Annotated in this window: 13 protein-coding genes and 1 pseudogene; 2 read left to right on the top strand and 12 right to left on the bottom strand. The window is 70.5% G+C overall.

Annotation, left to right across the window (positions count from 1 at the left end; all coding sequences use genetic code 11):
- The first annotated feature begins 259 nt into the window (after nucleotides 1-259).
- A complete protein-coding gene (locus H1D24_RS09745) occupies nucleotides 260-2,707 on the top strand; it encodes a SpoIIE family protein phosphatase (protein ID WP_181657015.1) in 2,448 nt (815 codons plus the stop codon).
- Between the two features lie 149 nt (nucleotides 2,708-2,856).
- On the opposite strand, the gene H1D24_RS09740 is transcribed toward H1D24_RS09745, so the two are convergent.
- From H1D24_RS09740 to H1D24_RS42255, 5 genes and pseudogenes are all read right to left on the bottom strand, one after another.
- Nucleotides 2,857-3,402, bottom strand: a complete 546-nt coding sequence (locus H1D24_RS09740) for a hypothetical protein (protein WP_181657014.1) — start codon at nucleotides 3,400-3,402, stop codon at nucleotides 2,857-2,859.
- Between the two features lie 160 nt (nucleotides 3,403-3,562).
- On the bottom strand, nucleotides 3,563-4,225 hold the full coding sequence (locus H1D24_RS09735) for a DUF1153 domain-containing protein (RefSeq protein ID WP_181657013.1): 663 nt from the start codon (nucleotides 4,223-4,225) through the stop codon (nucleotides 3,563-3,565).
- Nucleotides 4,226-4,457: 232 nt separating this feature from the next.
- Entirely contained in the window at nucleotides 4,458-5,144 is a 687-nt protein-coding gene (locus H1D24_RS09730; RefSeq protein WP_181657012.1) for a hypothetical protein, read from the bottom strand.
- A 506-nt stretch (nucleotides 5,145-5,650) separates the two neighbouring features.
- Nucleotides 5,651-5,848 carry an antitoxin gene (locus H1D24_RS09725; protein ID WP_181657011.1) on the bottom strand — a complete coding sequence of 66 codons (198 nt, stop codon included), beginning with the start codon at nucleotides 5,846-5,848 and terminating at the stop codon, nucleotides 5,651-5,653.
- Nucleotides 5,849-6,678: 830 nt separating this feature from the next.
- Nucleotides 6,679-7,665 (bottom strand): annotated as a pseudogene (locus tag H1D24_RS42255) (DUF6777 domain-containing protein); the annotation flags it as partial.
- 475 nt (nucleotides 7,666-8,140) lie between these two features.
- On the opposite strand from H1D24_RS42255, the gene H1D24_RS09715 reads away from it, so the two are divergent.
- A complete protein-coding gene (locus H1D24_RS09715; RefSeq protein ID WP_181657100.1) occupies nucleotides 8,141-9,448 on the top strand; it encodes a streptophobe family protein in 1,308 nt (435 codons plus the stop codon).
- Between the two features lie 126 nt (nucleotides 9,449-9,574).
- On the opposite strand, the gene H1D24_RS09710 is transcribed toward H1D24_RS09715, so the two are convergent.
- The 7 genes from H1D24_RS09710 to H1D24_RS09680 form a co-directional block, all read right to left on the bottom strand.
- Nucleotides 9,575-13,120 (bottom strand): S8 family serine peptidase, encoded by a 3,546-nt coding sequence (locus H1D24_RS09710; protein ID WP_309484263.1) that lies wholly within the window; start codon nucleotides 13,118-13,120, stop codon nucleotides 9,575-9,577.
- A 325-nt stretch (nucleotides 13,121-13,445) separates the two neighbouring features.
- Entirely contained in the window at nucleotides 13,446-14,456 is a 1,011-nt protein-coding gene (locus H1D24_RS09705) for a serine/threonine-protein kinase (RefSeq protein WP_181657009.1), read from the bottom strand.
- Between the two features lie 6 nt (nucleotides 14,457-14,462).
- The gene (locus tag H1D24_RS09700) at nucleotides 14,463-15,173 is read right to left on the bottom strand and encodes an SH3 domain-containing protein (protein ID WP_181657008.1); all 711 of its coding nucleotides are present in this window, start codon (nucleotides 15,171-15,173) and stop codon (nucleotides 14,463-14,465) included.
- Nucleotides 15,174-15,184: 11 nt separating this feature from the next.
- Nucleotides 15,185-17,596, bottom strand: coding sequence for an ABC transporter ATP-binding protein/permease (locus tag H1D24_RS09695; RefSeq protein ID WP_181657007.1), 2,412 nt, complete (start codon nucleotides 17,594-17,596; stop codon nucleotides 15,185-15,187).
- Between the two features lie 104 nt (nucleotides 17,597-17,700).
- The gene (locus H1D24_RS09690) at nucleotides 17,701-20,292 is read right to left on the bottom strand and encodes a glycoside hydrolase family 65 protein (protein WP_258563957.1); all 2,592 of its coding nucleotides are present in this window, start codon (nucleotides 20,290-20,292) and stop codon (nucleotides 17,701-17,703) included.
- A gap of 2 nt (nucleotides 20,293-20,294) precedes the next feature.
- Nucleotides 20,295-21,074, bottom strand: a complete 780-nt coding sequence (locus H1D24_RS09685; RefSeq protein WP_181657006.1) for an HAD family hydrolase — start codon at nucleotides 21,072-21,074, stop codon at nucleotides 20,295-20,297.
- A 113-nt stretch (nucleotides 21,075-21,187) separates the two neighbouring features.
- Nucleotides 21,188-23,572, bottom strand: a complete 2,385-nt coding sequence (locus tag H1D24_RS09680; RefSeq protein WP_181657005.1) for a phosphoketolase family protein — start codon at nucleotides 23,570-23,572, stop codon at nucleotides 21,188-21,190.
- Nucleotides 23,573-23,587: the final 15 nt, after the last annotated feature.

Below are 23,587 nucleotides of genomic sequence, written 5' to 3'. Positions count from 1 at the left end.
GCACGTATTCACGCCAAGAGTCCGGAGGCCGGTTCCATGCCGTTGCACACTTTCTGAACATTTTTCCAACCCCGCCCGAGGGCTTCCGAGCCGACGACCGTGCGCCGTCCCCTCTGAGCAGGTCAGAGCCTTGTGGCAACGCTGCGTTGGTGCTCCACGCCCGGCAGGATCATGCTGGTCAGTGGAGCTGGAGCCCTGGCCGTGCAGAGTCCCGTGGGGACAGCAGGGAAAGGACCGAGCAAGGGCGAGATGAGCGGCGATGGAGCGACTTCCCACCCCTCCTGACGAGCCTCCTGACGAGCGGCCCGACGAGTCGGACGCCTCGCTCGACTCTGCGTACACGGCTACTGCCACCATCGATGAGCAGGGCATCGTGACGGGGTGGAGCGAGGGTGCCGGGCGGCTGCTCGGCTACGTGCCCTCCGAGATCGTGGGCAGGCCGGCCGCGAGCCTGCTCGCCGATGAGGCCAAGGAAACGGCAGGCCGAAGAACCCCGGCCGGGCAGGAACGATGGAGCGGCAGCGTGGCGCTGCGGCACCGGGACGGCCACCGGCTGGAGACGGTACTGCTCGCGCACCGCAGGTCGACGGACACCGGGATCACCGAATGGCTTGTGGTGTCCGCCGTGGCGGGGCGGCCGCTCACGCCCGGAGGCCAGGCGCTGAGGGAATGGACGTTCACCCAGTCCCCCGACATCCTGGCGATCTTCGACACCGATCTGCGGCTGGTGGGGGCCAACGCCGGCATGGAGCGCGCCATGTCGCTCACCGAGGCCCAGATGCAGGGGCTGCACCTGCCGGAGATCGCGCCGTATCCCGTGAGCGACGAGGCCGAGAGGAAGATGCGGCAGACGCTGGAGACAGGTGAGCCGCAGTACGTGGAGGCGTACATCCGGCCGACGGGTGTGAGCCCGGAGCGTGGCTGGTCGACCTCCTTCGCACCACTGAAGGACCCCGAAGGCAGGGTGTGCGCGGTCTGCCTGACGGCACACGACAGGTCCGGGGAATACCTCGCCCGGCAGCGGATGATGCTGCTGAACGAGGCCGGTGCCCGTATCGGTACCACTCTGGACATCGCACACACCGCGCAGGACCTGGCCGACGTCGCCGTCCCCCGGCTCGCGGACTTCGCAGCCGTCGACCTGCTCGACATCCCCCAGCAGGCCGACGAGCCGGCGTCCGCCGCGTCGCCCGGCCCGGTCACCATGCGCCGCACCGCGCTGCGGTCGGTCGTCGAGGAGAGCCCGGAGTCCCTGGTCGCGGTGGGCGACACGAGCGCATACCCGGCGCTCTCGCCTCCGGCCGAGTGCCTGGCAACGGGCCGTCCCGCGCTGTACGAGATGACCGACTCCGCCATCGCCCGATGGGCGGCACAGGACCCCGGAGCCGCCTGGATCCGGGACTACGGGACGCACTCGGTGATGGTCGTGCCGCTCCGTGCCCGTGGTACCACTCTCGGCGTGGCACTGTTCAGCCGTCACCGGCGCCGGGAGGCGTTCGAGTCGGACGACCTGCTGCTGGCCGAGGAGCTCACGGCCAGAGCGGCGGTGAGCATCCATAACGCCCGCCGGTACACCCGGGAGCGCACCAGCACGATGACCCTGCAGCGCAGCCTGCTCCCGCACACGCTGCCCGATCAGGCCGCACTCGAGATCGCTTTCCGATATCTGCCCGCCGGTACCCGGGCCGGCGTGGGCGGCGACTGGTTCGACGTGATCCCGCTGTCCGGAGCGCGGGTGGCCCTCGTCGTGGGGGATGTGGTCGGCCACGGCATCCGTGCCTCCGCCACCATGGGCCGGCTGCGCACCGCCGTGCGCACGCTGGCCGACGTCGACCTGCCGCCCGACGAACTGCTCACCCACCTCGACGACCTCGTCATCCATCTGTCCGCCGACGAGGGCAGCGCGGACCCCGCCGCCGAAACCGCCGGGGGCATCGGCACCACCTGCCTGTACGCGGTCTACGACCCGGTCTCCCGGCACTGCACCCTCGCCCGGGCCGGCCATCCCCCGCCCGCCGTGGTCACCCCTGAGGGCGCCGTCTACTTCCTCGACGTCCCCGCAGGACCGCCGCTGGGTCTGGGCGGCCTCCCCTTCGAGACCTTCGAGACGGAACTGCCCGAGGGCAGCGTCCTGGCGCTGTACACCGACGGTCTGCTCGAGCCGCGTGACCACGACATCGACGAAGCCCTGGACAAGATGTTCGCGGCCCTCGCGCTCCCCGCCGCGACGCTGGAAACGGTCTGCGACAGGGTTCTCGCGTCCCTGCTGACCCACCGCCCCGATGACGACATCGCCCTGCTCGTCGCCCGCACCAGGGCCCTCCACGCCGACCGCGTCGCCGCCTGGGACCTGGCCTCCGACCCCGCCGTAGTCTCACAGGCCCGCAAGAACGCCACCGACCAGCTGGAGGCCTGGGGGCTGGAGGACGCGATCTTCATCACCGAGTTGATGGTCAGCGAGCTCGTCACCAATGCCATCCGCTACGGCCATCCGCCCATCCAGCTGCGGCTGATCCATGAGAACAGCACCCTGATCTGCGAGGTCTCCGACTCGAGCAGTACCACCCCGCACATGCGGCGCGCCCGGACCTTCGACGAAGGGGGGCGGGGCCTGCTGCTGGTCGCCCAGCTCTCGCAGCGCTGGGGCACTCGGCATGCCCCCATCGGCAAGACCATCTGGGCCGAGCAGTCGCTTGCCGGGGTCTGAGGCACTTCTGCGGGTGCCTGACCGGGTCGGACACAACTTCCACCGCGCCTCTCGGCACTGCGGGCGCCTGGTGGCGGCCAGCCGTACGCCGCGCCAACCGGACCGGCCGGAGGGGCCGGTCCGGTTGGCGGGGCACGGAACCGTAGACATCAGCCTTGGCCTCCGTTGCCACCGCGGCCGCCCTGACCACTGGTCTCGCAGCCCACGCCGACGCAGAGCCCGCCGTCGCCGCCCGTCCCACCGTCGCCGCCGTCTCCGCCGTCGACCGCGTCCCCGCCATCGCCACCGTCGCCCCCGTTGGCACTCCCGCCGCAGACCCCGACGCAGACCCCGCCGTTGCCGCCGTTGGTGCCGTTCTGGCCTGGCCCGCCATTGGTGCCGCGGCCGCCGTTCGCACTGCCGTTGCAGAGCCCGGCGCAGATCCCGCCATCGCTCCCATTGGTGCCGTTGACGGTCCCGTTGCAGTTGCCCGCACACGCTCGATCGCCGAGACGGGCGTTGTCCTCGCCCACTGTGACTTCGCCGAACGCATCGTTGGAATCGTCCCCGGTGGGGAGACGCTGGCCGGCACTCGTCTGGTGCGCGTCGGCCTGTGGCAGCGGTGCCGCCGTCGCGGCTGGTGCCAGCGCGCCCCCGCCGATCAGGGCGGTCGTGGCCGCGACAACGAGACGGAATTTCCAGGAGTTGATACGCATGGAGTTCTCTCTTCCAAAAAGGGTTCCCGAGAAGGCTCGGATTTTCGCGCCCCCTTTCCACGCGACCTCGCGGGATCGCCAGGTGGGCGCCCCGCCCGAATCGGGTCGGAGCGCCCCGGGCTGAGACCCGTCGAGGGGACGGCCGGGTCCGCAGCTGCGGTCAGGGGTTCCGGGGGAAGCTGTCCTCTGCAGCCAGCGCCGCCCAGTCACCCTCGAGGAACTGCTTCTCCCAGGTGTCGATCTCCTCTTCCGAGACGTCGTACTTCTTCGCCACCTCGGCCTTCGACACCTGCCCGGACAGCACGGCCATCACGATTTGCATCTTGTCCGCCGCCGTGAGTTCTTCCTCCGGTTTATCGGGAAGATCCTCGAGCTCGAGACAGCCTGACTTGCCGGGCTGACCGGGCTCACCCGGCTTGCCGGGCTGACCTGGTTCACCCGGCTTGCCGGGCTGACCTGGTTCACCCGGCTTACCGGGCTGACCTGGTTCACCCGGCTTACCCGGCTGACCTGGTTCACCCGGCTCACCCGGCTCACCCGGCTGACCTGGTTCACCCGGCTGACCAGGGTTTCCGGGCTGAGCCGGCTCACCCGGCTTACCGGGCTCACCCGGCTTACCCGGCTCGCCGCCCTTGCCGCCCTCACCGCCCTTGCCACCTTCCCCGCCCTTTGCGCAGTCCGAGTCGCTGCCGAGAAGGTCGTTGACACTCGCGGAATAGTTTGTGGCTTGGACGGCACTCTGCGGGGCCTGTGTGGCGTACGCGGTGCCGGAGGCGACGGCCAGTGCGGCTGTCGCAAGGATGAGGGGACGTTGCCAGAGCATTCGGGGCATTGGGGTTTCTCCGTTTCCATGACGAGGGCGTCCTCTGTGAGCGCTGGGCCCGGATACCGTGTCGGCCGACCGAGCCGATCACGAGTAACGAGAGGGAAGTCGGGGGCGGGGGGTGAAGGTCGCCGAAGACCTCCACCCCGCCGCGATGAGCGGCTCGGCGGCCCCGAGCGCCGCGGGACGTGGGGGCCGCCGCCACACATGTGAGGGCCGCCGGGTGTGGCCGTCAGGCCCCAGTGCCTCCGGCGCCGGCGGCACCACCGGCACCGGCCGGACCAGTGACGCTGCCGCCACCGGGGCCACCGGAGCCACCGTTGCCACCGTTGCCGTTGGTGCTGTTGCCGCCCTGACCGCCGGCGCCACCCGTACCACCGGAACCCGTGGTGCTGCTGCCGCCGCCACCACCGTTGCCGCCGCCACCCGCGTTGCCGTTGGTGCTGTTGCCACCCTGACCGCCGGAGCCACCCGTACCACCGGAGCCGGTGACGCTTCCGCCGCCGCCACCGCCACCGCCACCGCCGCCTCCGGGGCCGTTGACGCTGGTGCCGCCGGTGCCACCAGTTCCGCCGGTACCACCAGGACCGTTGACGCTGCCGCCACCGGAGCCCCCGGAACCGCCGGCACCACCGGGGCCGTTCACGCTGCCGCCGCCGGTACCACCGGTACCACCGGTACCACCCTTGCCGTTGACGCTGCCGCCACCCGCGCCCCCGGAACCGCCGGCACCACCAGGACCGTTGACGCTGACGCCGCCGGCACCACCAGCGCCGCCAGCACCACCGTCCGCGAAGGCGGAGGATGCCGGAAGGACGACACCCCCGGTGATGAGAGCGGCCGAGGCGACGACTGTCGCGAGGCGGCGCCCCCGCCGCTTCGGCCGGGCGTCGTCGTGTGAATGAAGAATATGAACCATGTCTTTTCTCCTTTTAACATGAAGAGGATTCTGCGACCCTCGGGAAGTCAGGGATGATGACCAAAGGATCCGCTCCGACCCGGGACCGCTCTGCCGGAAAAACCGGCCTTTTCGATAAGGAAGGGAATCCTCACCGATTCCCCTGCGATGTGCCGACCCTTTTCGTTTGGGGGCCCGCGCTTCAATTAGGCCGGAATCGCAGGGCATGGTCATGTTCCGAGGAATCGGGACTTGACGGAGCGGGGGACTGCGGGTAAAAGCCCGCGAAAAGGCCGCCTCCGCACAGCGGAAGCGGCCTCTGATCTGCGAAGGCACCGGCGGGATGTCCCCGCGCGCGGCCGAGGAGGTGTCCCCAGCGGTCACCGACGAACAGGGAGAAGATCGCCGCCCCAGGGGCGCACAGCTACGCGCCCCTGGGGCGGGTCAGGCCGACAGGTCGGCGGGCGCTCGCCGTCGAACTCGACGTCGGTTCGTACAGACGCCGCCCGCAGGCTCCCCGGTGACCGTCAGCTCTGGGGCGGCGGCTGCTGCTGGTCCCGGCCCGTGCCGAACTCGTCCTTGAGCCTTTCCTGGGCCGCGTCGACCTGACCCTTGTACTTGCCCTGGGTCTTGTCGTCGATGAAGTCACCCGACTTGTCGACGGCCCGGTCGACCTGGCTCTCGCGGCCCTTCAGCATCTGCTTGATCTTGTCCATCATGGACATGGCTGATCCTCTTTCGGAGATGGCCCCCCACCACTCCAGGTTCACCGCCCCACGCGCGGCTCGCATCCGGGCGCGCATACGTGGGTTCCTCGGCAGCCGTGGCGGGTCCCCGTCGGGCCGCCGCAGGACCGAGCCGCACGTTCGGGTGGACCGAGCGCACCTTCGAGTGCCTAGCCCTCGCCGCCGCCACCGCCATCGCCGCCGCCGTCACCGCCCCCGTCACCGCCGTCGCCGCCCCCGTCACCGCCGTCGCCGCCATCGCCGCCGTCTCCGTCGCCGCCCGGAGGCTCCGCGGGCGGAGGCTCCGCGGGCTCCTCCGGCTTCGGTGGCTCCACCGGCTCCTCCGTCTTGGGAGGCTCCACCGGCTCCTCCGTCTTCGGTGGCTCCACCGGCTCCTCCGTCTTCGGTGGCTCCACCGGCTCCTCCGTCATCGGAGGCTCCACCGGCCCCTCCGTCATCGGAGGCTCCACCGGCCCCTCCGTCATCGGAGGCTCCACCGGCCCCTCCGTCATCGGAGGCTCCACCGGCCCCTCCTCCCTGTCCTTCTTCGGCTCCTCCCTGTCCTCCTTCGGCTCGTCCTTCGGCTCCTCCCTGTCCTCCTTCGGCTCGTCCTTCGGCTCCTCCCTGTCCTCCTTCGGCTCCTCCTTCGGCTCCTCCCTGTCCTCCTTCGGCTCCTCCTCCCCGTCCTTCTTCGGCTCCTCCTTCGGCTCCTCCCTGTCCTCCTTCGGCTCCTCCTCCCCGTCCTTCTTCGGCTCCTCCTCAGGCCGCTTCTGCTCCTCCTCCTGCTTCGGCTTCTGCTCGTCAGGCTTCGGTTCTTCGCCGTCCTTCCCCGGCGGGAACGCGGTCTTCGGCGGCGGCTCGGTCTTCTTGTCCTGCGACCCCGACTTGTCCCCCTTCTTCCGGGCGAACCACTCGTCGTTTTCCGGGTCGTGGACGACGAACTCCTTCACCGGTTTGGGCGCGGGCACCACGACGACGGTGTTCGTCGGCTGGTAGCCGGGCCACGCGTCCCCGGTGCGTTTGGGATCGGCCTGCTTCGCGACCGGCGGCTTGAGCGGGTTGCCACACGCGCAGCGCACCCGCGGTACGCCGCGGTCGTCGACCAGGACTGCGGTGCCGGCCTGCAGAACCGCCTGATAACTGGTGGCGGAGCCGTTCCGGTAGCCGTGGTTGGTGACACGGGTGTCGGCCCTGAGCTGCACGGGTGTGAGCCCCCGCAGATAGGACGGGACGTTGGCGGGCTGGATGCCCAACGCGGAGGCGAAGGCCTTGTTCTTCGCCGGATCCGCGTTGAGTACTTTGATCTGCTTCTCGACGTCACAGCTCGCCACGTTCCGCGTACCCCCGTAGAGGCCGGGGGCATGCCCGTCCACGCCCTGGGCCACGTTGCCCGTCCCCGTCGGCGTACTGGTCGGCGAGGGCGTCGACGGCGGCGGGGTGGTCTCCCGAGCCGTCGACTCCGTGAACGGGTCCGGCCCGGAGCTCGCGGCGGACTGGAGGAAGATCTCACCCTGCTGCTGGTTCGACGTGCCGTCGGGCCGGGTGAAGGTGACGATCAGGGCCACCGCTGCCACGATCGCGGCAGCGATGGCCGCTACCTGGGGCACGGACTTCCACCAGGGGCGCTGGGGTCCTTCGCCGGCGCCGCCCCCACGGCCGCGGCCCCGGCCTCCTCCGCCCGGCGGCTCACCGGGGGGTCGGCCACCGCTCGGCGGCGGCGGTGTGCGATGCCGTTGCGAGGGGCCCGAGAGCGGGCCTGACGGGGGTCCTGCGGGGGGTCCGGTGGGGCGCTCGGACGGCGGCGGTTCGACGCTCACGAGCTCGTCTTCCCTGCTTGAGAGCTACTGCGGAGCTGCTTCGGAGCTGCTTGGGGGCCTGCGGTTCTTCAGGCCGTGTACGGCCTGCGGAGTTCCCGCGGCGGGACGGCGGCAGTTCACGGCGCAAGGGCTCGCGACGGGAGCGTCCCGAGGCGGAAGCGTCCCGAGGAGGGGAACGGTCCTCCGCAGCAGAGGTCCTGCGGCACGGATTCCGGCCCAGAAAGCCGGCCGATCAACCGGGCCGAGGAAGCCGGCGACACATGCGGCCGTGCGGCCATGCGTCACTCTTCCCTCTGCTTTCCATTGTGTGCTCTCGCTCTGCGCGGCCCGCAAGTCGGCCTCTGCTCGGCCCGCAAGTCGACGCGGTCGGCTCTCCCGAGGGGCGGGTCGGCCACGTGCTGCTTAGCGTGACAGGGTGAGCCGCAAGACACCGCCCGACCGGGCAGGCGCTCAGCATGACTCCCACCAGCGCGGGATCGCCTCCCACCAGCCGAGGAGCGCCTCCCACCACCGGCAGGCGCGTCACGGCTGGCTCGAGGCCCTTGCGGTGGTGCTCGCCGGGCTCCTCGTCATGGCCGTCGTCGCCGCCCTCGGCCTGTGGGCCGCCGGGGCGGCCGGCCTTCCGGGTGCGGCGTTCCCCCGTGTCGTCGCGGCCGTCGTCGTGATGGCGGTCGGCGGCTCCGTCCGTTTCTCGGGTGACGCCGGCGCGCTCGCCGAGACGCGTGCGGAGCTGTCCGTGATCCCGCTGTCGGTGACGCTCGCCGGGGCCCTGGTGATCGCCGCCGGAATCCTCCGGCCGTTGCGTCACCGGGCCGTCGCCGGCTCCCGCGAGCTGGCGGGGTGGGCGGGCCGTCTCGCGGTCCTGTGGGCCCTGGCCCTGATCGGCCTGTCGCTCCTGGCGCGTGCGACGTTCGCCGTGCCGGCGGGGAGCGAGACGCTCAGCGAGCTCGGTGACCTACTGGACGTCTCCCCCAGGATCGGTTTCGAGACGGATCTGCCCGTCACGCTCCTCTTCGGACTGCTGTGGCTCGTCGGCCTCTTCGTACTGACGCTGCTGGTGTCCCGCAGGGCGCCCCTTCCGGCGCATCTCGTGCGCTTCCAGGAGTCGGTACGGCCGGCCGCGTTCACCATGGTCGTGCTGCTCCTGGTGTGGGTTGCGGGGGGAGCGGTCATCGGGCTGCTCTCGGCGGCGATCCAAGGAGGTGCCGCCGGCAAGCTCGCCGTGCTCCTGCTCTGCCTGCCGAACCTGACGTGGCTCGCCCTCACCATCGGTCTCGGCACCTCCTGGGAAGGCAGAGTCGAAGGGCAGCCCTTCGACCTTCCGATGCCGCAGGCGCTGGACACCGTACTGCGCGATGCGGACGATTCGCCCCTCAGTCTGCGCAGCCTCACGGATGTCGACGGCCGCTGGTGGTGGCTCGCGGTTCTCGCCGGGATCCTCGTCCTGGCCTGCGCCTTTCTGATGGCGGTGCGGTCACCGGCCCGTCTGCGGGCCTGGCGGCATGCCGTGCACATGGCGGTGGCGCTCGCACTGACCGTGCTCACCATCTGTCTCGTCGCGCGGGTCTCGGCGCACTTCGCCCTGTCGGTCCTGGGCTTCGGCGACCTCGGCGGAGGCCTGTCCGGAGAGGTGTCGCTGCGCCCCCGGCTGTGGACCGCGCTCGGCTTCGCCCTGCTGTGGGGGTTCGTCGGCGGCTTTCTGGGTGGCCTGCTCGCCGGGCGGGTTCAGCGCCGGGGCGAGGTCCGGGCTGCCGTCCGCCCCACCGCGGCGCCCAAAGCCTGATACGAGGCACGAGGGGGCCTGCCCCGCCCTTCGGAGTGGAACGACGAGGGGCCCGCCCCGCCCTACGGCGGGACAGGCCCTTTCGTCGGCCTTTCTGATCGTCCGGCAGGCCTTTCTGTCGTCCCGTCAGGCCTTGTCAGGCCGGTCGGTGACGCGGATCGCGTTGACGAGCGGCTTGCCGGCGGTCGCCACGAACCGCACGTCGAGCACGCCGTCGGTGACGGTGACGGTGACCGTGCGCTTCACCGCCTTGTAGGTGCCGGCCTCGAGCGCGATGTCGAGGGACGACACCACCTCGGTGCCCTCGGCGAGGACGTCGAAGACGCGCTTGGTCGGCTTGGTGGTCGACAGCTCGGCGAAGTCGAGCTCCACCGTGTAGACGCCGTCGGGCACGTTGTCGAACCGGTACTCGTACATGCCCTCCCGTGCGTTCTGGAAGAGCTCCGGCTCGTCGGTGCCGGCGATGGCGTCGGTCGTCGACCTGGTGCTCGACGTGCCCTGGAAGCCGAAGGAGCCTTCGGTGTACTCCTGGTCCGCCTGCCAGGTGTCGCCGAGAGCGTCCACGACTCCCTCGCCCGAGGCGCCCGTGTCGAGCGCCGCCTGGTAGCGCGGCACGACGACCTTCACCGGCACGGTGACCACCGGTGCGCGGCCGCTGTCGGACTTCACCTGGACGTCGGCGGTGAGCACCTCGCCCGGCTCGTGTCCGGCCGTGTCGACGGAGAGCGTGCCGGAGGTATCCGTACCCGCGTCGAGGTTTCCGTCGGTCAGGCTGACCGACAGCCATGAAGCGTCCTCGGTGACCGTGAAGGCGGTCGCGGAGCCGGAGTTGGAGAGGTCGAAGCCACGCTCGCGCTTCTCGCCCTCGGGGACGATGATCTCGTACTGCTCCTTGGAGACCGCGACCTTGCCCGTCTTCAGGGAGTCGGAGACCGACTCGACGCCGCCCGCCGCCAGCTTCACGGCCTTCTCGACCGGCTGGTACGCGGGAGCGGTGAGCTTCACCGAGGTCTCGCCGGCGGGGGCCTGGGCCACGTAGGAGCCGTCCGCCCCGGTGGTGGCGGTGACGGCCGTGCTGCCCGTGCCGACGGTGACCGTGGCGCCCTCGACGGCCTTCTCGTCGTTGGCGTCGAGCACGGAGCCGCGCACCACACCGGTCTTGGTCGTACGGAAGTCGATACCGAGACCGTCGGAGAGGGTGCCGCCCGTGTTGTAGGAGTACTGGAAGCCGTCGGTGCCCGTGGCGTTCTCCGCACCGACTGTGGCGCTGGAGCCCGACTCGTAGCTGATCCCCGACATGTCCTTGTAGTGGTAGGAGATCTTGCCGTCCTCACCGATCACGGCGGAGAAGGAGAACGGCTCGGACTGAGCCGAGTAGTGGGCCACGTTGCGCCACTCGACGACGAACGAGCGGTGCGGGGCGGTGCCGATGACACCGGTGTGGACGCCCGCGGTGCTCGCGTTCACGACCAGGTCGTCCCAGAACGGGTAGAGCGCCGCGTTGGGTGTGGTCGTGCGCGGGATGGTGTTGTTGGTGCCCGTGGTGGAGCTGGAGGCGAACATCAGGGCACCGTTGGTGCTGACCCACCCGGACGTGTAGGTCTTGCCGTACAGCGGGACCGGGAAGGGCAGGCTGACGGCGAGGGTCGCGGTGTCGCCGGAGAGCGTCGTCTTGTCCGTGCCCGCGACGTAGTCGTCCTTGGCGGCCACGCACGCGTACCCGAAGGTGTCGACGACGTCCGGCAGGGCGATGTCCGCGGTGGTGTCAGCGGTCACCGCGGCCTGCGCCGCGCCCTCGGTGGTGCACTTGGAGGGGCCGGACGCGGCCAGGTCGTACTCACCCAGCGGCAGGGTGACCTCGTAGTGGCCCTTGTCGTCCGCCGTGGCGGTCAGGGGGGTGTCCTTCACGGTGACGGTGGCGCCGGCCACGGGGCCCGTGTGCGAGGTGACGGTTCCGGAGAGCTTCGCCGACGGGGCCCGGTCCACCGCGATGTCACGGGTTGCGGTCTCGCCTTCGGCGATCTTCACATCTCCGGCCCCCTTGAGGTAGCCGAACTTCGTGACGGTGACCGTGTAGTCGCCGACGGAGAGCACAGGCAGGGCGAAGGTGCCGTCCGCGGCGGTGTTGACGGTGCGGTCGATCGGGCCGTCCACGACGACCTTCGCGCCACCGAGACCCTCGCCGCCGGAGGTGACCGTGCCCTTCAGGCCTCCGGTCGCGCCGCGCGGCGTGGCGGTGACGGCTGCGAGCGCGTCGAGCCGTCCCTCGCCGAAGACGTTGTTGTCGGCCGCGGTGCCGCCGCAGGTGGTGTTGTCGACGTCGATGGCGGTCCCGTCGAGCAGCGCCTCGGTCTGGGCGATGTCGCCCGCGATGGCGGGGGCCGCGGACCACATCAGCGCGACGGTGGCCGCGGTGTGCGGGGACGCCATCGAGGTGCCGTTGTACGAGGCGTAGCCGCCGCCGGCAACGCTGGAGCGGACGTTGACGCCCGGGGCTGCGAGGTTCGGCTTGATCGCCCCGTTCTCGCCCGAGCCCCGGGCGGAGAAGCTTGCGATGGCGTTGCTGCTGTCGAACGCACCGGAGCTGTAGCTGCTCACGTACGAGCCGGGCGACCCGGCGGTGTTGCAGGACGGTCCTGCGTTGCCGTTGGAGAACGCCGGGAAGATTCCGGCGGCGCGCCAGGCGGACACGACCTCTCCGTACCAGGGGTCGTAGGTGTTGGCGCCCCAGGAGTTGTTCACCACGTCGGGGGCCAGGTCCGGGCGCGGGTTGGCGCCGGTGAGGTCGGTGGGGGCGACGATCCACTGCCCGGAGGCGAGCAGGGAGGTGCGGGAGCAGGAGTTGGACTCGCAGCCCTTGGCGGCGATCCACTTGGCGCCGGGCGCCACGCCGATCTTGTTGTCGGCGCCGTCGTCACCGACCATCGTGCCCATCGTGTGGGTGCCGTGGCCGTTGTTGTCGCAGGGCACCGCGGTGGAGCAGACGGCGGCCGGGTCGAACCAGTTGTAGTCGTGGTCGTAGGTGCCGTCGCCGTTCAGGCCGCGGTACTGGTTCTTGACCGCCGCGTGGTCGTACTGGACGCCGGAGTCGATGTTGGCGACGACGATGCCCTCACCGCGGACCCCGAGCTCGCTCCAGACCTTGGGGGCGTTGATGCGGTCGATGTTCCACTCGACGGCGTCGACCGTGGGCTCGGTGTCGCCCTTGATCGGTTCGTCGATGGTGATCTTGTCGTCCGCGGTGATCCGCTCGACCTCGGGGAGCTCGGCGAGCTTCCCGAGGAGTTCCTCGCCGCCCACGACCTTCACGGAGTTGTCGATCCAGAAGGAGGTGTAGTCGACGTCCGCCGACTTCAGCAGCTCCACCACGTCCGCCTGGGACTCCTTGGCGTGCCGCTTCTTGGCCTCGTAGACCTCGGCGGCCATCTTGTCCTTGGTCTCGGCCTGGGCCGCCGCCTGGAGATCGGCGTCGCTGTCGAGCTCTATCCAGAAGGTGACCTTCTTCTTGTCCTCGAGCTGGTCGAGGAGCTTGGCCTCGGCCTTCTGCTCGACCGCGCTGATGCCCGCGCCTGGGTCCTGCTGGGCGAGCGCGGTGCCGCCGGCGAGCGGCATCACCACGAGGGAGGTCAGGGCCGCGAGGGCCACCTGCAACGGTCTTCTCTGTCTTGCCACGGGTCTCCTTGACTACGTCGGCGGGGGTGGCCCGCCTTGGGTGTGCCGGAAACGTGAGTGGTGCAAGTACGGCGTTGCGGGTCACCCGCGCACGCCGAAGCGGCCGTCGGTGGACGGTCAGGAGCGTGAGCAGGTGGAGAGATCGTGATGATCCTCGGGTGATCAGCCGCCGCGATCAAGGTATTTGCATGGCGCATACATGACATGGCATGAACACGCCATGAAGATCGGACATCAGTGACAGAGCGTCAAATCAGCTGCATTTCTGGATAGTTGGACCGACCACAGCCGCCGGGCGGCCCGCGCGGACGACTCCCCGCCCCGGCTAGCGCGGCAGATACGGAAAGACGGGACGGGCCCAGCGGGGAGGTTCCGGAGGCGGTCCGGGGTGCGCGGGCGCTGCGACGATCCGCATGTCGACCTCGGTCGGCGCATGGCCGGCCTTGCCGGTGTGCGTCGCCGCGGCCCGCAGGGCGGCCACGAACTCGAGGCAGGAACCGTAACGGTCGTCGGGAGTCTTGGCCAGGGCCTTCGCCATGACGCCGTCGACGGCAGGGGGCAGGTCCGGTTGCTTCTCGGTCAGCGGAGGCGGCTGGTCGTACTGGTGTGCCCAGAGCAGCGCCATGTCCTCCTCGCGCTGGAAGGGCGGCTTCCCGGTGAGGGTTTCGTAGACGACGCAGGCGAGACTGTAGACGTCGCACCTGCCGTCCACCGGGCGGCCGGAGATCTGTTCCGGCGCGACATAGTCGAGCGTGCCGACGAACTCGCCCACGGTGGTGAACCCGGTGAGCGACAGCGACTTCTTCGTCAGCCCGAAGTCCGTGAGATAGACGTGCTCGGGGTGATCGCTGTCGGTGCCCTTGGCGACCAGGATGTTCCCGGGCTTGACGTCCCGGTGGACCAGGTTGTGTTCATGGGCGGCGTCGAGCGCGGACGCCACCTGGGCGGCGATGCGGATCGCGGTCGCGGCGGGGAGTGCGCCGTCCCGGTCGAGCATGGCGCGCAGGTCCACGCCCGAGACATAGCGCATGGCGATGTACAGGACGCCTTCGGTCTCGCCGGCCTCGAAGATCGGCACGATGTGGGGATGATCGATGGCGGCGGCCACACGGGACTCGTGCGTGAAGCGGCGACGGAAGGTGTCGTTGCGGGCGAGCTCGGGGGCGAGCAGTTTGAGCGCGACGGTGCGGTCGAGGCGCAGGTCCTTGGCGCAGAAGACGACGGCCATGCCGCCGCGGCCGATCTCGCGCTCCACCCGGTAGCCGGCGATCTGGGTCCCGATCAGGCCGGATGGCCGGCCCGAGTACACGCTCATGTCATGCGATGCCGAGCTCATGAGGCGTCACCCCCGACCCGGCCGGTCATCACGTGGGGGCGCCGGACCGTCCGTCACAGGGGGGATCACGCGGGTCGGCTCGCGACGGACGTCCACCTCATCCGTACCGACCGGCTCGCTCCCGGCCGCCCGCGTTGCCTCCACCGGCGCCTCGGGGTGCGCGGCTCCGCCCCACTCCATCCCGGACTGTGTTTCCGCACCTCCGGCCGGTTCGTCCTCCCCCTCATGGCCCAGGGGCTCGCCTGAGGTCGCATACGTGCTCAGATGCGCGCCGTCGCTGTAGACCCAGCGCTCGTGTTCGGCGTCGTACAGCCAGGCCGACTCGCCGTCGACGACCATCCCCACACGCAGGCCCCGAGTGCGCTTTCGGAAGGCCTCGCCGTCGATGCGGCCGGTCATCAGCTCCTCCGTCGCGCGCCGGTAGCGGCCCAGCTGGTCGTCGACCCTGGACAGCAGCGGGCGCGGGTCGGCCGTGCGGGTGAGCGGGCTGCTCGCGGCCGGCGGCTCCTGCGGTACGGCGACCAGGAGCCGGCCGTCGACCCAGCCCGACCAGCCGTTGGAGCAGAGGATCCGGCCCCAGTCGCCGCGCCGGTCGACCAGCTGGACCGGCAACAGCGCGTCGAGCGCGGCCGTCGGACGCGTCGCGTCCGGGGTCTCCCAGGCGGGCAGTCCGTCCTGGGGGACCACATGTGTGGGGCGGAAGTCCGTAGTGGTCATCGCGCGTGCTCCTACTTCCGCATCAGGGCGGGTTCGCGCCGCCGCAGCAGCCGCATGACGGCGAACCCGAAGAGGGCCGCGAGCACGACGAGCATGCCCATGTTCAGCAGCCATGCCTCAGCCGTGTGGTCGAACAGCGGATCCTTCGTCAGGTCGCCCGGGACGATCTCGGCCAGCCCCACGGTTCCCGCCATGGCACCCACCGCCCACCGGGAGGGCATCAGCCACGCCAGTTGCTCGAGGCCGGGAACCCCGTCCACCTCGAGCAGCAGACCGCAGAAGACGACCTGGACGATGGCGAGGAGCACCAGCAGCGGCATCGTCACCTCCTCCTTGCGCACCAGTGCGGAGACCATGAGGCCGAGCATCATGGACGTGAACGCCAGCAGGGCCACGGCCACCGTGATCTCCAGCAGCGGCGGCATGAGCACCCCCTGGTCGCGCGGCGCGTTCAGATCGACGCCGAACAACGCCACCAGGGTCAGCACGACGGCCTGCAGCACCGTGACGGCCCCGAGCACGACGACCTTGGACATCAGATACGCCGATCTGGACAGGCCGACCGCGCGTTCGCGCTGATAGATCACGCGTTCCTTGACCAGCTCGCGCACCGCGTTGGCGGCACCCGTCAGAACCGCACCGACACAGAGGATGAGCAGCGCGTTGATCGTGGTCGCCGAGGTCAGCCGGCTCCCTCCGAGAGCCCGGGCCATCGCGCCCATCACGAACGGCAACGCGATCATGATGGCGAGGAAGATCCGGTCTGCGCTGAGGACGGCGGAGTACCGCCGCACCAGCGTGCGCAGTTGAGCCCCCCAGCTCTGGGCCTTCGGCGGCGCTCCGACGGCCGGGGCCCCGGCTGCCAATAGTGCGCGCGGCTGCGAGGTGGAATCACCGATGTACGTCAGCTGGAACGCCGAGCGCCGGTACTCCGCCGCCCAGTCGCGCCCCCGGTCGTTCTCGAAGGCCTCGAAGGCCTCCGGCCACTGCCTGAAGCCGAAGAAACGCAGGGTGTCCCGCGGCGGGCCGTAATAGGCGATCTTTCCGCCGGGGGCGAGCACCAGCAGCCGGTCGCACACGTCGAGGCTGAGCACGCTGTGCGTGACCACGATGACGGTGTGGCCGTGGTCGGCGAGTCCGCGCAGCATGTGCATCACCGAGCGGTCCATGCCCGGGTCGAGTCCGGATGTCGGCTCGTCGAGGAAGAGCAGCGACGGCTTGGTCAGCAGTTCGAGCGCGACGCTCACGCGCTTGCGCTGGCCGCCGGAAAGGCTGTGGATGGGCTGGCCGGCGCGCTCCCCCAGGCCGAGTTCGCGGATGACCTCGTCGACCCTCTCCCAGCGTTCCGCCGGCGCGGTGTCCTGGGGAAAGCGCAGCTCGGCCGCGTATCCGAGCGCCCGGCGCACAGTCAGCTGCGTGTGCATAATGTCGTCCTGCGGTACGAGGCCGATGCGCTGGCGGAGTTCCGCGTAGTCGCGGTACAGGTCGCGGCCGTCGTACAGCACTGTGCCGTGGTCGGCGGGGCGCAGCCCTGTCAGTGCGTTCAGGAGTGTGGACTTCCCGGCGCCGCTGGGGCCCACCACGGCGATCAGGGACTTCTCGCCGACGGGGAACGAGACCCCGTCGAGGAGTGTCTGGCTGCCCCCGTCGACCGAGACAGTCAGATCCTGGACGTTCAGCGAGACCTCTCCGGTGTCGACGTACTCCTGCAACTGGTCGCCGATGAGGCAGAACGCCGAGTGGCCGATCCCCACGATGTCGCCCTGCGAGACCTGGGCGTGGTCGACCGGCTGGCCGTTGAGAAAGGTCCCGTTGTGGCTGCCGAGGTCGACGATCTCGTACGTCCCGTCATGGTGCACACGCAGTTCGGCGTGCCTGCGTGAGACCACCAGGTCGTCGATGACCAGGTCGTTGTCGTCGGCGCGGCCGATCCGCACGGTGCGCGCGGGCAGCGACAGCACCATGGTCGGTTCCCGGAAGGTCCCCGTCGCGGCCGGAGCGAGGACGGCGGACGGCCGCTCGGGCTCATGGACCGGCTCATGGACGGCGGTGGCCTCTGCGGAGGCACCCGCAGGACCATCACCCTCGGAACCCGGTGCCTCCCGGCCGACCAGCACCGCGCGCGGTCCGTCGGCAGGGTTGCCGAAGCGGATGACGCTGCCCGGGCCCACTCCCTGCACGCGGAGGACCCGCCGGCCCTCGGTGTACGTGCCGTTCGTGCTGCCCGTGTCCTCGATCGTCCAGCATCCGGCCTCGGCCCGCAGCACCGCGTGGTGCCACGAGACCCGGGCGTCGTCGAGGACGATGTCGCTCGACGGGTCCCGCCCGACGTGATAGTCCCGGTTCGGCGTCATCACCGTCGAGCCCGTTTCGGTCTCGATGACGAGTTCGGGCGCAGTGGGCGCGACAGATCGCTCTCCCATGCCGGAATTCTAACGATTGATCCATATGTGCGCCTGGTCCTCGTCTCTCTGTGCGCCCGGCCGGGAGCGCGCCAACGTCGGGCCCATCGCGCAGAGCCCGCTGGTCACCCGTGCGGCAGCATCAGCGTGCAGGACTCCCCGGGGGCCACGGCCACCGTGCGGTCCGGCAGGGTGATGTCGATCGGGTCGCGGTCGGAGTCCGGCACGGTGACCTCCAGCTGTCCCGGGCGCAGCACGAACCGCACGCCCCAGTGGCCCTGGTAGCGGACGGCGAAGCCGTACTCGGACAGCTCCGGGAGCGGCACAGGATCGAGGCACATGGCGCCTCGCCGGGTCTCCAAGCCGGTCAGTCCGCGCTGGACGAAGTCGAGGGTGCCGGCCATCGCGCCGAGGTGGATGCCCTCTCCCGTGGTCCCGCCCTGGACGTCGGCGATGTCCCCGGCCAGCGCCTCCTGGCAGTACATCCACGCCTCCGCGCGCTGTACCCGGGCCAGTACCCAGCCGTGGACGAGGCTGCTGAGCGTGGAGCCGTGGCTCGTGCGGTGCAGGTAGTAGTCGACCGTGCGGTGCCAGTCGTCCTCGTCGAGGCGGTAACCGAGCCTGCGGAAGAGGCCCTGGAGTTCGGCGGGTGAGAAGAGATAGCCGAGCATCAGCACGTCGGCCTGTTTGGAGGCCTGGTAGTGGTTGACCGAGTCGCCCTCGGCCTCCAGGATCCGGTCGAGGCGCCGGATGTCCCCGTAGCGCCTGCGGTAGGCCTCCCAGTCGAGCTCGGCGAGATCGCCGTAGCCCTCGAACTGGCTGATCACGCCCGCGTGGAAGGGCACGTACAGCTTGCGGGAGACGTCCTCCCACAGGTCCGGTTCCTCCGGTTCGAGACCGATGCGTTCGAGGAGCTGCCGGCGCCGGGGTTCGGGCAGGACGTGCAGCACGTCGAGCGCCCGCGCCAGCACCCAGGCCGCCATGACGTTCGTGTACGCGTTGTCGTCCAGGCCCGGTTCCTTCGCACCCGGGTAGGCCTCGTGGTACTCGTCGGGGCCGACGACACCCAGGATCCGGTACCGGCCCAGCGCCTCGTCGTACGTCGCGGAACTCGCCCAGAACCGCGCGATCTGGAGCAGCATCTCGGCGCCCTTGGTGTGGAGGAACTCCATGTCGCCGCTGGCCTCGCAGTACTGCCAGATGTTGTACGCGATCGCCGAACCGACGTGGTGCTGGAGGTGCGAGTGGTCCGGCAGCCACCGCCCCGAGCGCGGGTTGAGATGCAGCTTCTGCGTCTCCTCACGACCGTTGCTGCCGCTCTGCCACGGGTACATGGCTCCGGCGCGGCCGGCGTCCCGGGCGGCCCAGCAGGCGCGTTCGAGGCGGCGGTGGCGGTAGTCGAGCATCGCCCGCGAGACCTCGGGGAAGTGCAGGTTCAGATACGGCAGCACGAACAGTTCGTCCCAGAAGACGTGCCCCCGGTAGGCCTCCCCGTGCAGGCCACGGGCCGGCACGCCGACATCGAGGTCCGCGGTGTTCGGCGACAGGGTCTGCAGGACGTGGAAGAGGTGCAGGCGCAGGATGGAGCCGGACGCGCCCGGCACGTCCAGTTCCGCCGTGCTCCACAACTGCTGCCAGGCGGTGTACTGGGAGGCCAGCAGCGCCTCGGCGGACGGGGCGCGGCGGATCCGGTCGACCGCGGCGTGCAGCGGGTCGCTGATGGCCCGGTCCCGGGAGGTGTCCAGGGCCACGGTCTTGTCGACGGTGACGGTGCGCCCCGGAACCAGCGGGAAGCGCAGGACGTGGAGGACCCGCATGCCCTCGTGGCGGATGACCGACTCGGACGGCGCGTCCGCGATCGTACGGGCCGCCATACCGACACGGATGTCGGAGGTGCGGGTACGGCAGCGCAGCCACACCGTGTCGGCGGCCGACGAGCCGGTGTGGACGTGGGTGAGGTGGCGGGTGTTCAGCTGCCGGTACCGCTCGACTCCCGTGTTCTCCACCGACCCGTCGATGGCGGACTCGACCTCCAGGTCCCCTTCCCATCCCTCCGCGGTGAACTGGGTGCGCAGCAGTGCCAGATGGGGCTGGGACATGTGGACAAGGCGCTGCTGCCGCACCGCGACGCGCCGGCCCAGCTCGTCCTCGTAGCGGAACACGCGCTCGAGCGTGCCGGAGTCCAGGTCCAGCGTCTGGCGGTGGTAGGGAAGCCGGTGTGTCTCCGGGGAGAACCATCGTGCGCGGTCGGTCTCGGCGGGTTGCGGGGCCTCGGCGGTCTGCAGAGCACCGGCCGCCTCGAGGGTCCGGGTGGCCTTGCCGGTCCATGCGGCGTCGAGGGCCTCTGAGGGCGCCGAAGAGGCCTCGTATCGGCCGAGTGGACCGGGGGGCCCGGACCCCTGGGACCACTCGGATCGCCCTGACGACCCCGCCAGGTCTGATCCCTCCTCGGTGTCCGGGCGGATACGGAAGCGCAGCGGCAGCCAGTTGGGCATGTTGACCATGTCCTCGTTCTCGACGCGCCGCCCGGCCACCGCCGACGTCAGGCGGTTGTAGCAGCCCGCCACATAGGTGCCGGGATAGTGGATCGCATCCGCCGAGCACTCGGGGGCAGCGCCCCGGGTCGCGAAATAGCCGTTGCCGAGGGTGCAGAGGGATTCGCGCAGCCGTTCCTGTGCCGGGTCGTAGCCCTCGTACTCCCAGGTCAAGTGGCTCATGGTCAGTTCTCCGGGCTTTCTTCGGTGAGGAGGTCCCCCAGGTCCTGTACCACCAGGTCCGCTCCCTGCTTCAGCAGGCCGGCACGCGTCTGCGGGGTGCGCGCGCGGTCCACGCCGACGACCAGTCCGAAGCCGCCGCGCCGCCCTGCCTCGACGCCGGCCAGGGCGTCCTCGACGACGGCGGCAGCGCCCGGCGGGACGCCAAGGCGCCGCGACGCCTCCAGGAACAGAGCGGGATCGGGCTTGCCGGGCAGGTGCAGCCGAGCCGCTTCGCCGCCGTCGACGAGAGCGTCGAGGAGGTCCAGCACGCCTGCGTGTTCGAGGAGTTCGCGGGCGTGCCGGGATGCGGACGCGGCCGCCAGCGGGAACCGGGCGGCGTGCAGCACGTCCAGCAGCCGGACAGTGCCCGGATAGGCATCGACGCCTTGCTCACGCAGCAGCTCGGTGAACAGCCTCTCCTTGAGCGCGGCGACGGCCCGCACGGTGCCCGTGCCGGGCTCGTCCGCCGGATCGCCGGGAGGCAGGTGGAGGCCGCGGGCCGCGAGGAAGTCCGCTGCCCCGTCCAGGCGGGACTTGCCGTCGACGTACCGCAGATAGTCGTCGCGTACGTCGAAGGGGCGGCGCTGGGCGGGGTCCGGGGGCCGATGGTCGCGCAGGCAGGCGTCGAAGGCCGTCTTCCACGCGGCGGCGTGTATCCGCGCGGAGTCGGTGATCACACCGTCGGTGTCCAGGATCGCGGCCGCCATGCCGCGCAGGACCCGGGGCAGGGCCTCTGCCGTCATGCTGAGCCCCCTGTCGTCGAAAAGGGGATACGGGCGCGCAGACCGGCTCGGAAACGAGACGGCTGCACGCGCGCGTGCGGGTACGGACACGCGCGCTGTGTGGATTCGTGTGCTCATCCTGCCCAGGTCCATTCCGCGACCTCGGGCATGTCGACACCATGCGCACGGATCCAGTCGTGGTGCCGGGTCCGGGCGTCGGCCATCTCCTGGCGCACGGCGGCGGCGCGCACCGCGAGGCCTGGAACCCGGTCGACGACGTCCATGACGAGCCGGTAGCGGTCCATGTCGTTGCTGACGACCATGTCGAACGGGGTCGTGGTGGTGCCCCGCTCCTTGTAGCCGCGGACATGCAGGTGGTGGTGGCCCTCCCGTCGGTAGGCCAGCCGGTGGATCAGCCACGGGTACCCGTGATAGGCGAAGATCACCGGCTTGTCGCGGGTGAAGAGGCCGTCGAACTCGAAGTCGCTCATGCCGTGCGGGTGTTCCTCACGCGGCATCAGCCGGGCGATGTCGACGACGTTGACAACGCGCACGACGAGGTCGGGCAGATGGCGGCGGAGCAGCCCGGCCGCGGCCAGCACCTCCTGGGTGGGCACATCGCCCGCGCAGGCGAGGACGACGTCGGGTTCGCGCCCGCCGTTCTCGGTGCCCGCCCACTCCCAGATGCCGGCGCCGCGCGCGCAGTGCACTCGCGCCTCGTCCATCGACAGCCAGTCGAAGCAGGGCTGCTTGCCGGCGACGATCACATTCACGTAGTCACGGCTGCGCAGCACATGGTCCGCGACCGACAGCAGAGTGTTGGCGTCCGGCGGCAGATAGACCCGTACGACCTCGGGGCTCTTGTTGAGGACATGGTCGACGAAGCCGGGATCCTGGTGGGAGAAGCCGTTGTGGTCCTGGCGCCATACATGCGAGGTCAGCAGGTAGTTGAGGGAGGCGATCGGGGCCCGCCAGGTCAGCTGCCGCGAGGTCCGCAGCCACTTGATGTGCTGGTTGACCATCGAGTCGACGATGTGCACGAACGCCTCGTAGCAGGAGAACAGGCCGTGCCGGCCCGTGAGCAGATAGCCCTCCAGCCAGCCCTGGCAGAGGTGTTCGGAGAGGATCTCCATGACCCGGCCGTGCCGGGACAGGTGCTCGTCGGACGGCAGGACCTGGGCCTGCCAGGCCTTGCCGGTGGCGCCGTAGACGGCACCGAGCCGGTTGGACTCGGTCTCGTCGGGGCCCACGACCCGGAAGTCCCGCCGCTCCTGCGTGGCCTCCATGATCTGCTGGACGAAACCGCCGAGGACCCGGGTGGGCTCGTGCAGGGTCGCGCCCGGCTTGTCCACGGGTACGGCGAAGCGCTCCAGCTCCGGCATCGGCAGTTCACGTACGAGCAGGCCGCCGTTGGCGTACGGCGTCGAACCGAGCCGCAGGTCGCCCTCTGGAATGCAGGCGAGGACCTGCTCGCGGGGCCTGCCGTTCTCGTCGAAGAGCTCCTCGGGCCGGTACGAGCGCAGCCAGGCCTCCAACTGCCGCAGGTGTTCCGGGTTTTCGCGCACTCCGGCGAGCGGCACCTGGTGGGAGCGCCAGGTGCCCTCGACCGGTTCGCCGTCGACCTCGGCGGGTCCCGTCCAGCCCTTGGGCGTGCGCAGCACGATGACGGGCCAGCGGGGGCGCTCGGTCGCGCCGTCCTCGCGGGCCGCGCGCTGAACGCTGTCGATGCGGTCAAGTGCCCGGTCGAGGGCCTCAGCCATGGCGCGGTGCACCGCCTTGGGCTCGTCGCCGGCGACATGGATCGGCTCGTGGCCGTACCCGCGCAGCAGCTCGTCGAGTTCGCTCTCGGGGACCCGTGCCAGGACCGTCGGGTTGGCGATCTTGTAGCCGTTGAGGTGGAGGATCGGCAGTACGGCGCCGTCGTGGACGGGGTCGAGGAGCTTGTTGGAGTGCCAGGACGCGGCCAGCGGGCCGGTCTCGGCCTCGCCGTCGCCGATGACGCAGGCGACGAGCAGACCGGGATGGTCGAGCGCCGCGCCGTACGCGTGCGTGAGGGCGTACCCGAGCTCGCCGCCCTCATGGATGGAACCCGGCGTCTCGGGAGCGACATGGCTCGGCACGCCGCCCGGGAAGGAGAACTGCCGGAAGAGGCGCTCCATCCCGGCCTCGTCCCGGGTCACATCCGGGTAGGTCTCGGTGTAGCTGCACTCCAGCCAGGAGTTGGCGAGGACCGACGGGCCGCCGTGGCCGGGGCCCCAGATGCACACCGTGTCGCGGCCGCGGGCCTTGATGACGCGGTTGAGATGCGTGTGGACGAGGTTCAGGCCCGGCGAGGTGCCCCAGTGACCGAGCAGCCGTGGCTTGATGTGCTCGGGGCGCAGCGCCTCCCTCAGCAGCGGGTTCGCCATCAGGTAGATCTGGCCGGCGGACAGATAGTTGGCGGCCCGCCAGTGGGCGTCCAGGCTGCTCAGTTCGTCGTCGGTCAGTACCGTGCTGTCCTGGCGCTTGACCTTGCGCATGAATGACTCCGTAAC

The organism is Streptomyces himalayensis subsp. himalayensis, from assembly GCF_013778455.1.
Taxonomy (GTDB): domain Bacteria; phylum Actinomycetota; class Actinomycetes; order Streptomycetales; family Streptomycetaceae; genus Streptomyces; species Streptomyces himalayensis.
This window is presented reverse-complemented; position numbering and strand designations above follow the sequence as displayed.

Bases quoted from the DNA above. Each gene is read 5' to 3' on its own strand.
- H1D24_RS09745 (WP_181657015.1), top strand. From the start codon at position 260: ATGGAGCGACTTCCCACCCCTCCTGACGAGCCTCCTGACGAGCGGCCC.
- H1D24_RS09730 (WP_181657012.1), bottom strand. From the start codon at position 5,144: ATGGTTCATATTCTTCATTCACACGACGACGCCCGGCCGAAGCGGCGG.
- H1D24_RS09725 (WP_181657011.1), bottom strand. From the start codon at position 5,848: ATGTCCATGATGGACAAGATCAAGCAGATGCTGAAGGGCCGCGAGAGC.
- H1D24_RS09695 (WP_181657007.1), bottom strand. From the start codon at position 17,596: ATGGGAGAGCGATCTGTCGCGCCCACTGCGCCCGAACTCGTCATCGAG.
- H1D24_RS09700 (WP_181657008.1), bottom strand. From the start codon at position 15,173: ATGACCACTACGGACTTCCGCCCCACACATGTGGTCCCCCAGGACGGA.
- H1D24_RS09705 (WP_181657009.1), bottom strand. From the start codon at position 14,456: ATGAGCTCGGCATCGCATGACATGAGCGTGTACTCGGGCCGGCCATCC.
- H1D24_RS09735 (WP_181657013.1), bottom strand. From the start codon at position 4,225: ATGCTCTGGCAACGTCCCCTCATCCTTGCGACAGCCGCACTGGCCGTC.
- H1D24_RS09685 (WP_181657006.1), bottom strand. From the start codon at position 21,074: ATGACGGCAGAGGCCCTGCCCCGGGTCCTGCGCGGCATGGCGGCCGCG.
- H1D24_RS09740 (WP_181657014.1), bottom strand. From the start codon at position 3,402: ATGCGTATCAACTCCTGGAAATTCCGTCTCGTTGTCGCGGCCACGACC.
- H1D24_RS09680 (WP_181657005.1), bottom strand. From the start codon at position 23,572: ATGCGCAAGGTCAAGCGCCAGGACAGCACGGTACTGACCGACGACGAA.
- H1D24_RS09690 (WP_258563957.1), bottom strand. From the start codon at position 20,292: ATGAGCCACTTGACCTGGGAGTACGAGGGCTACGACCCGGCACAGGAA.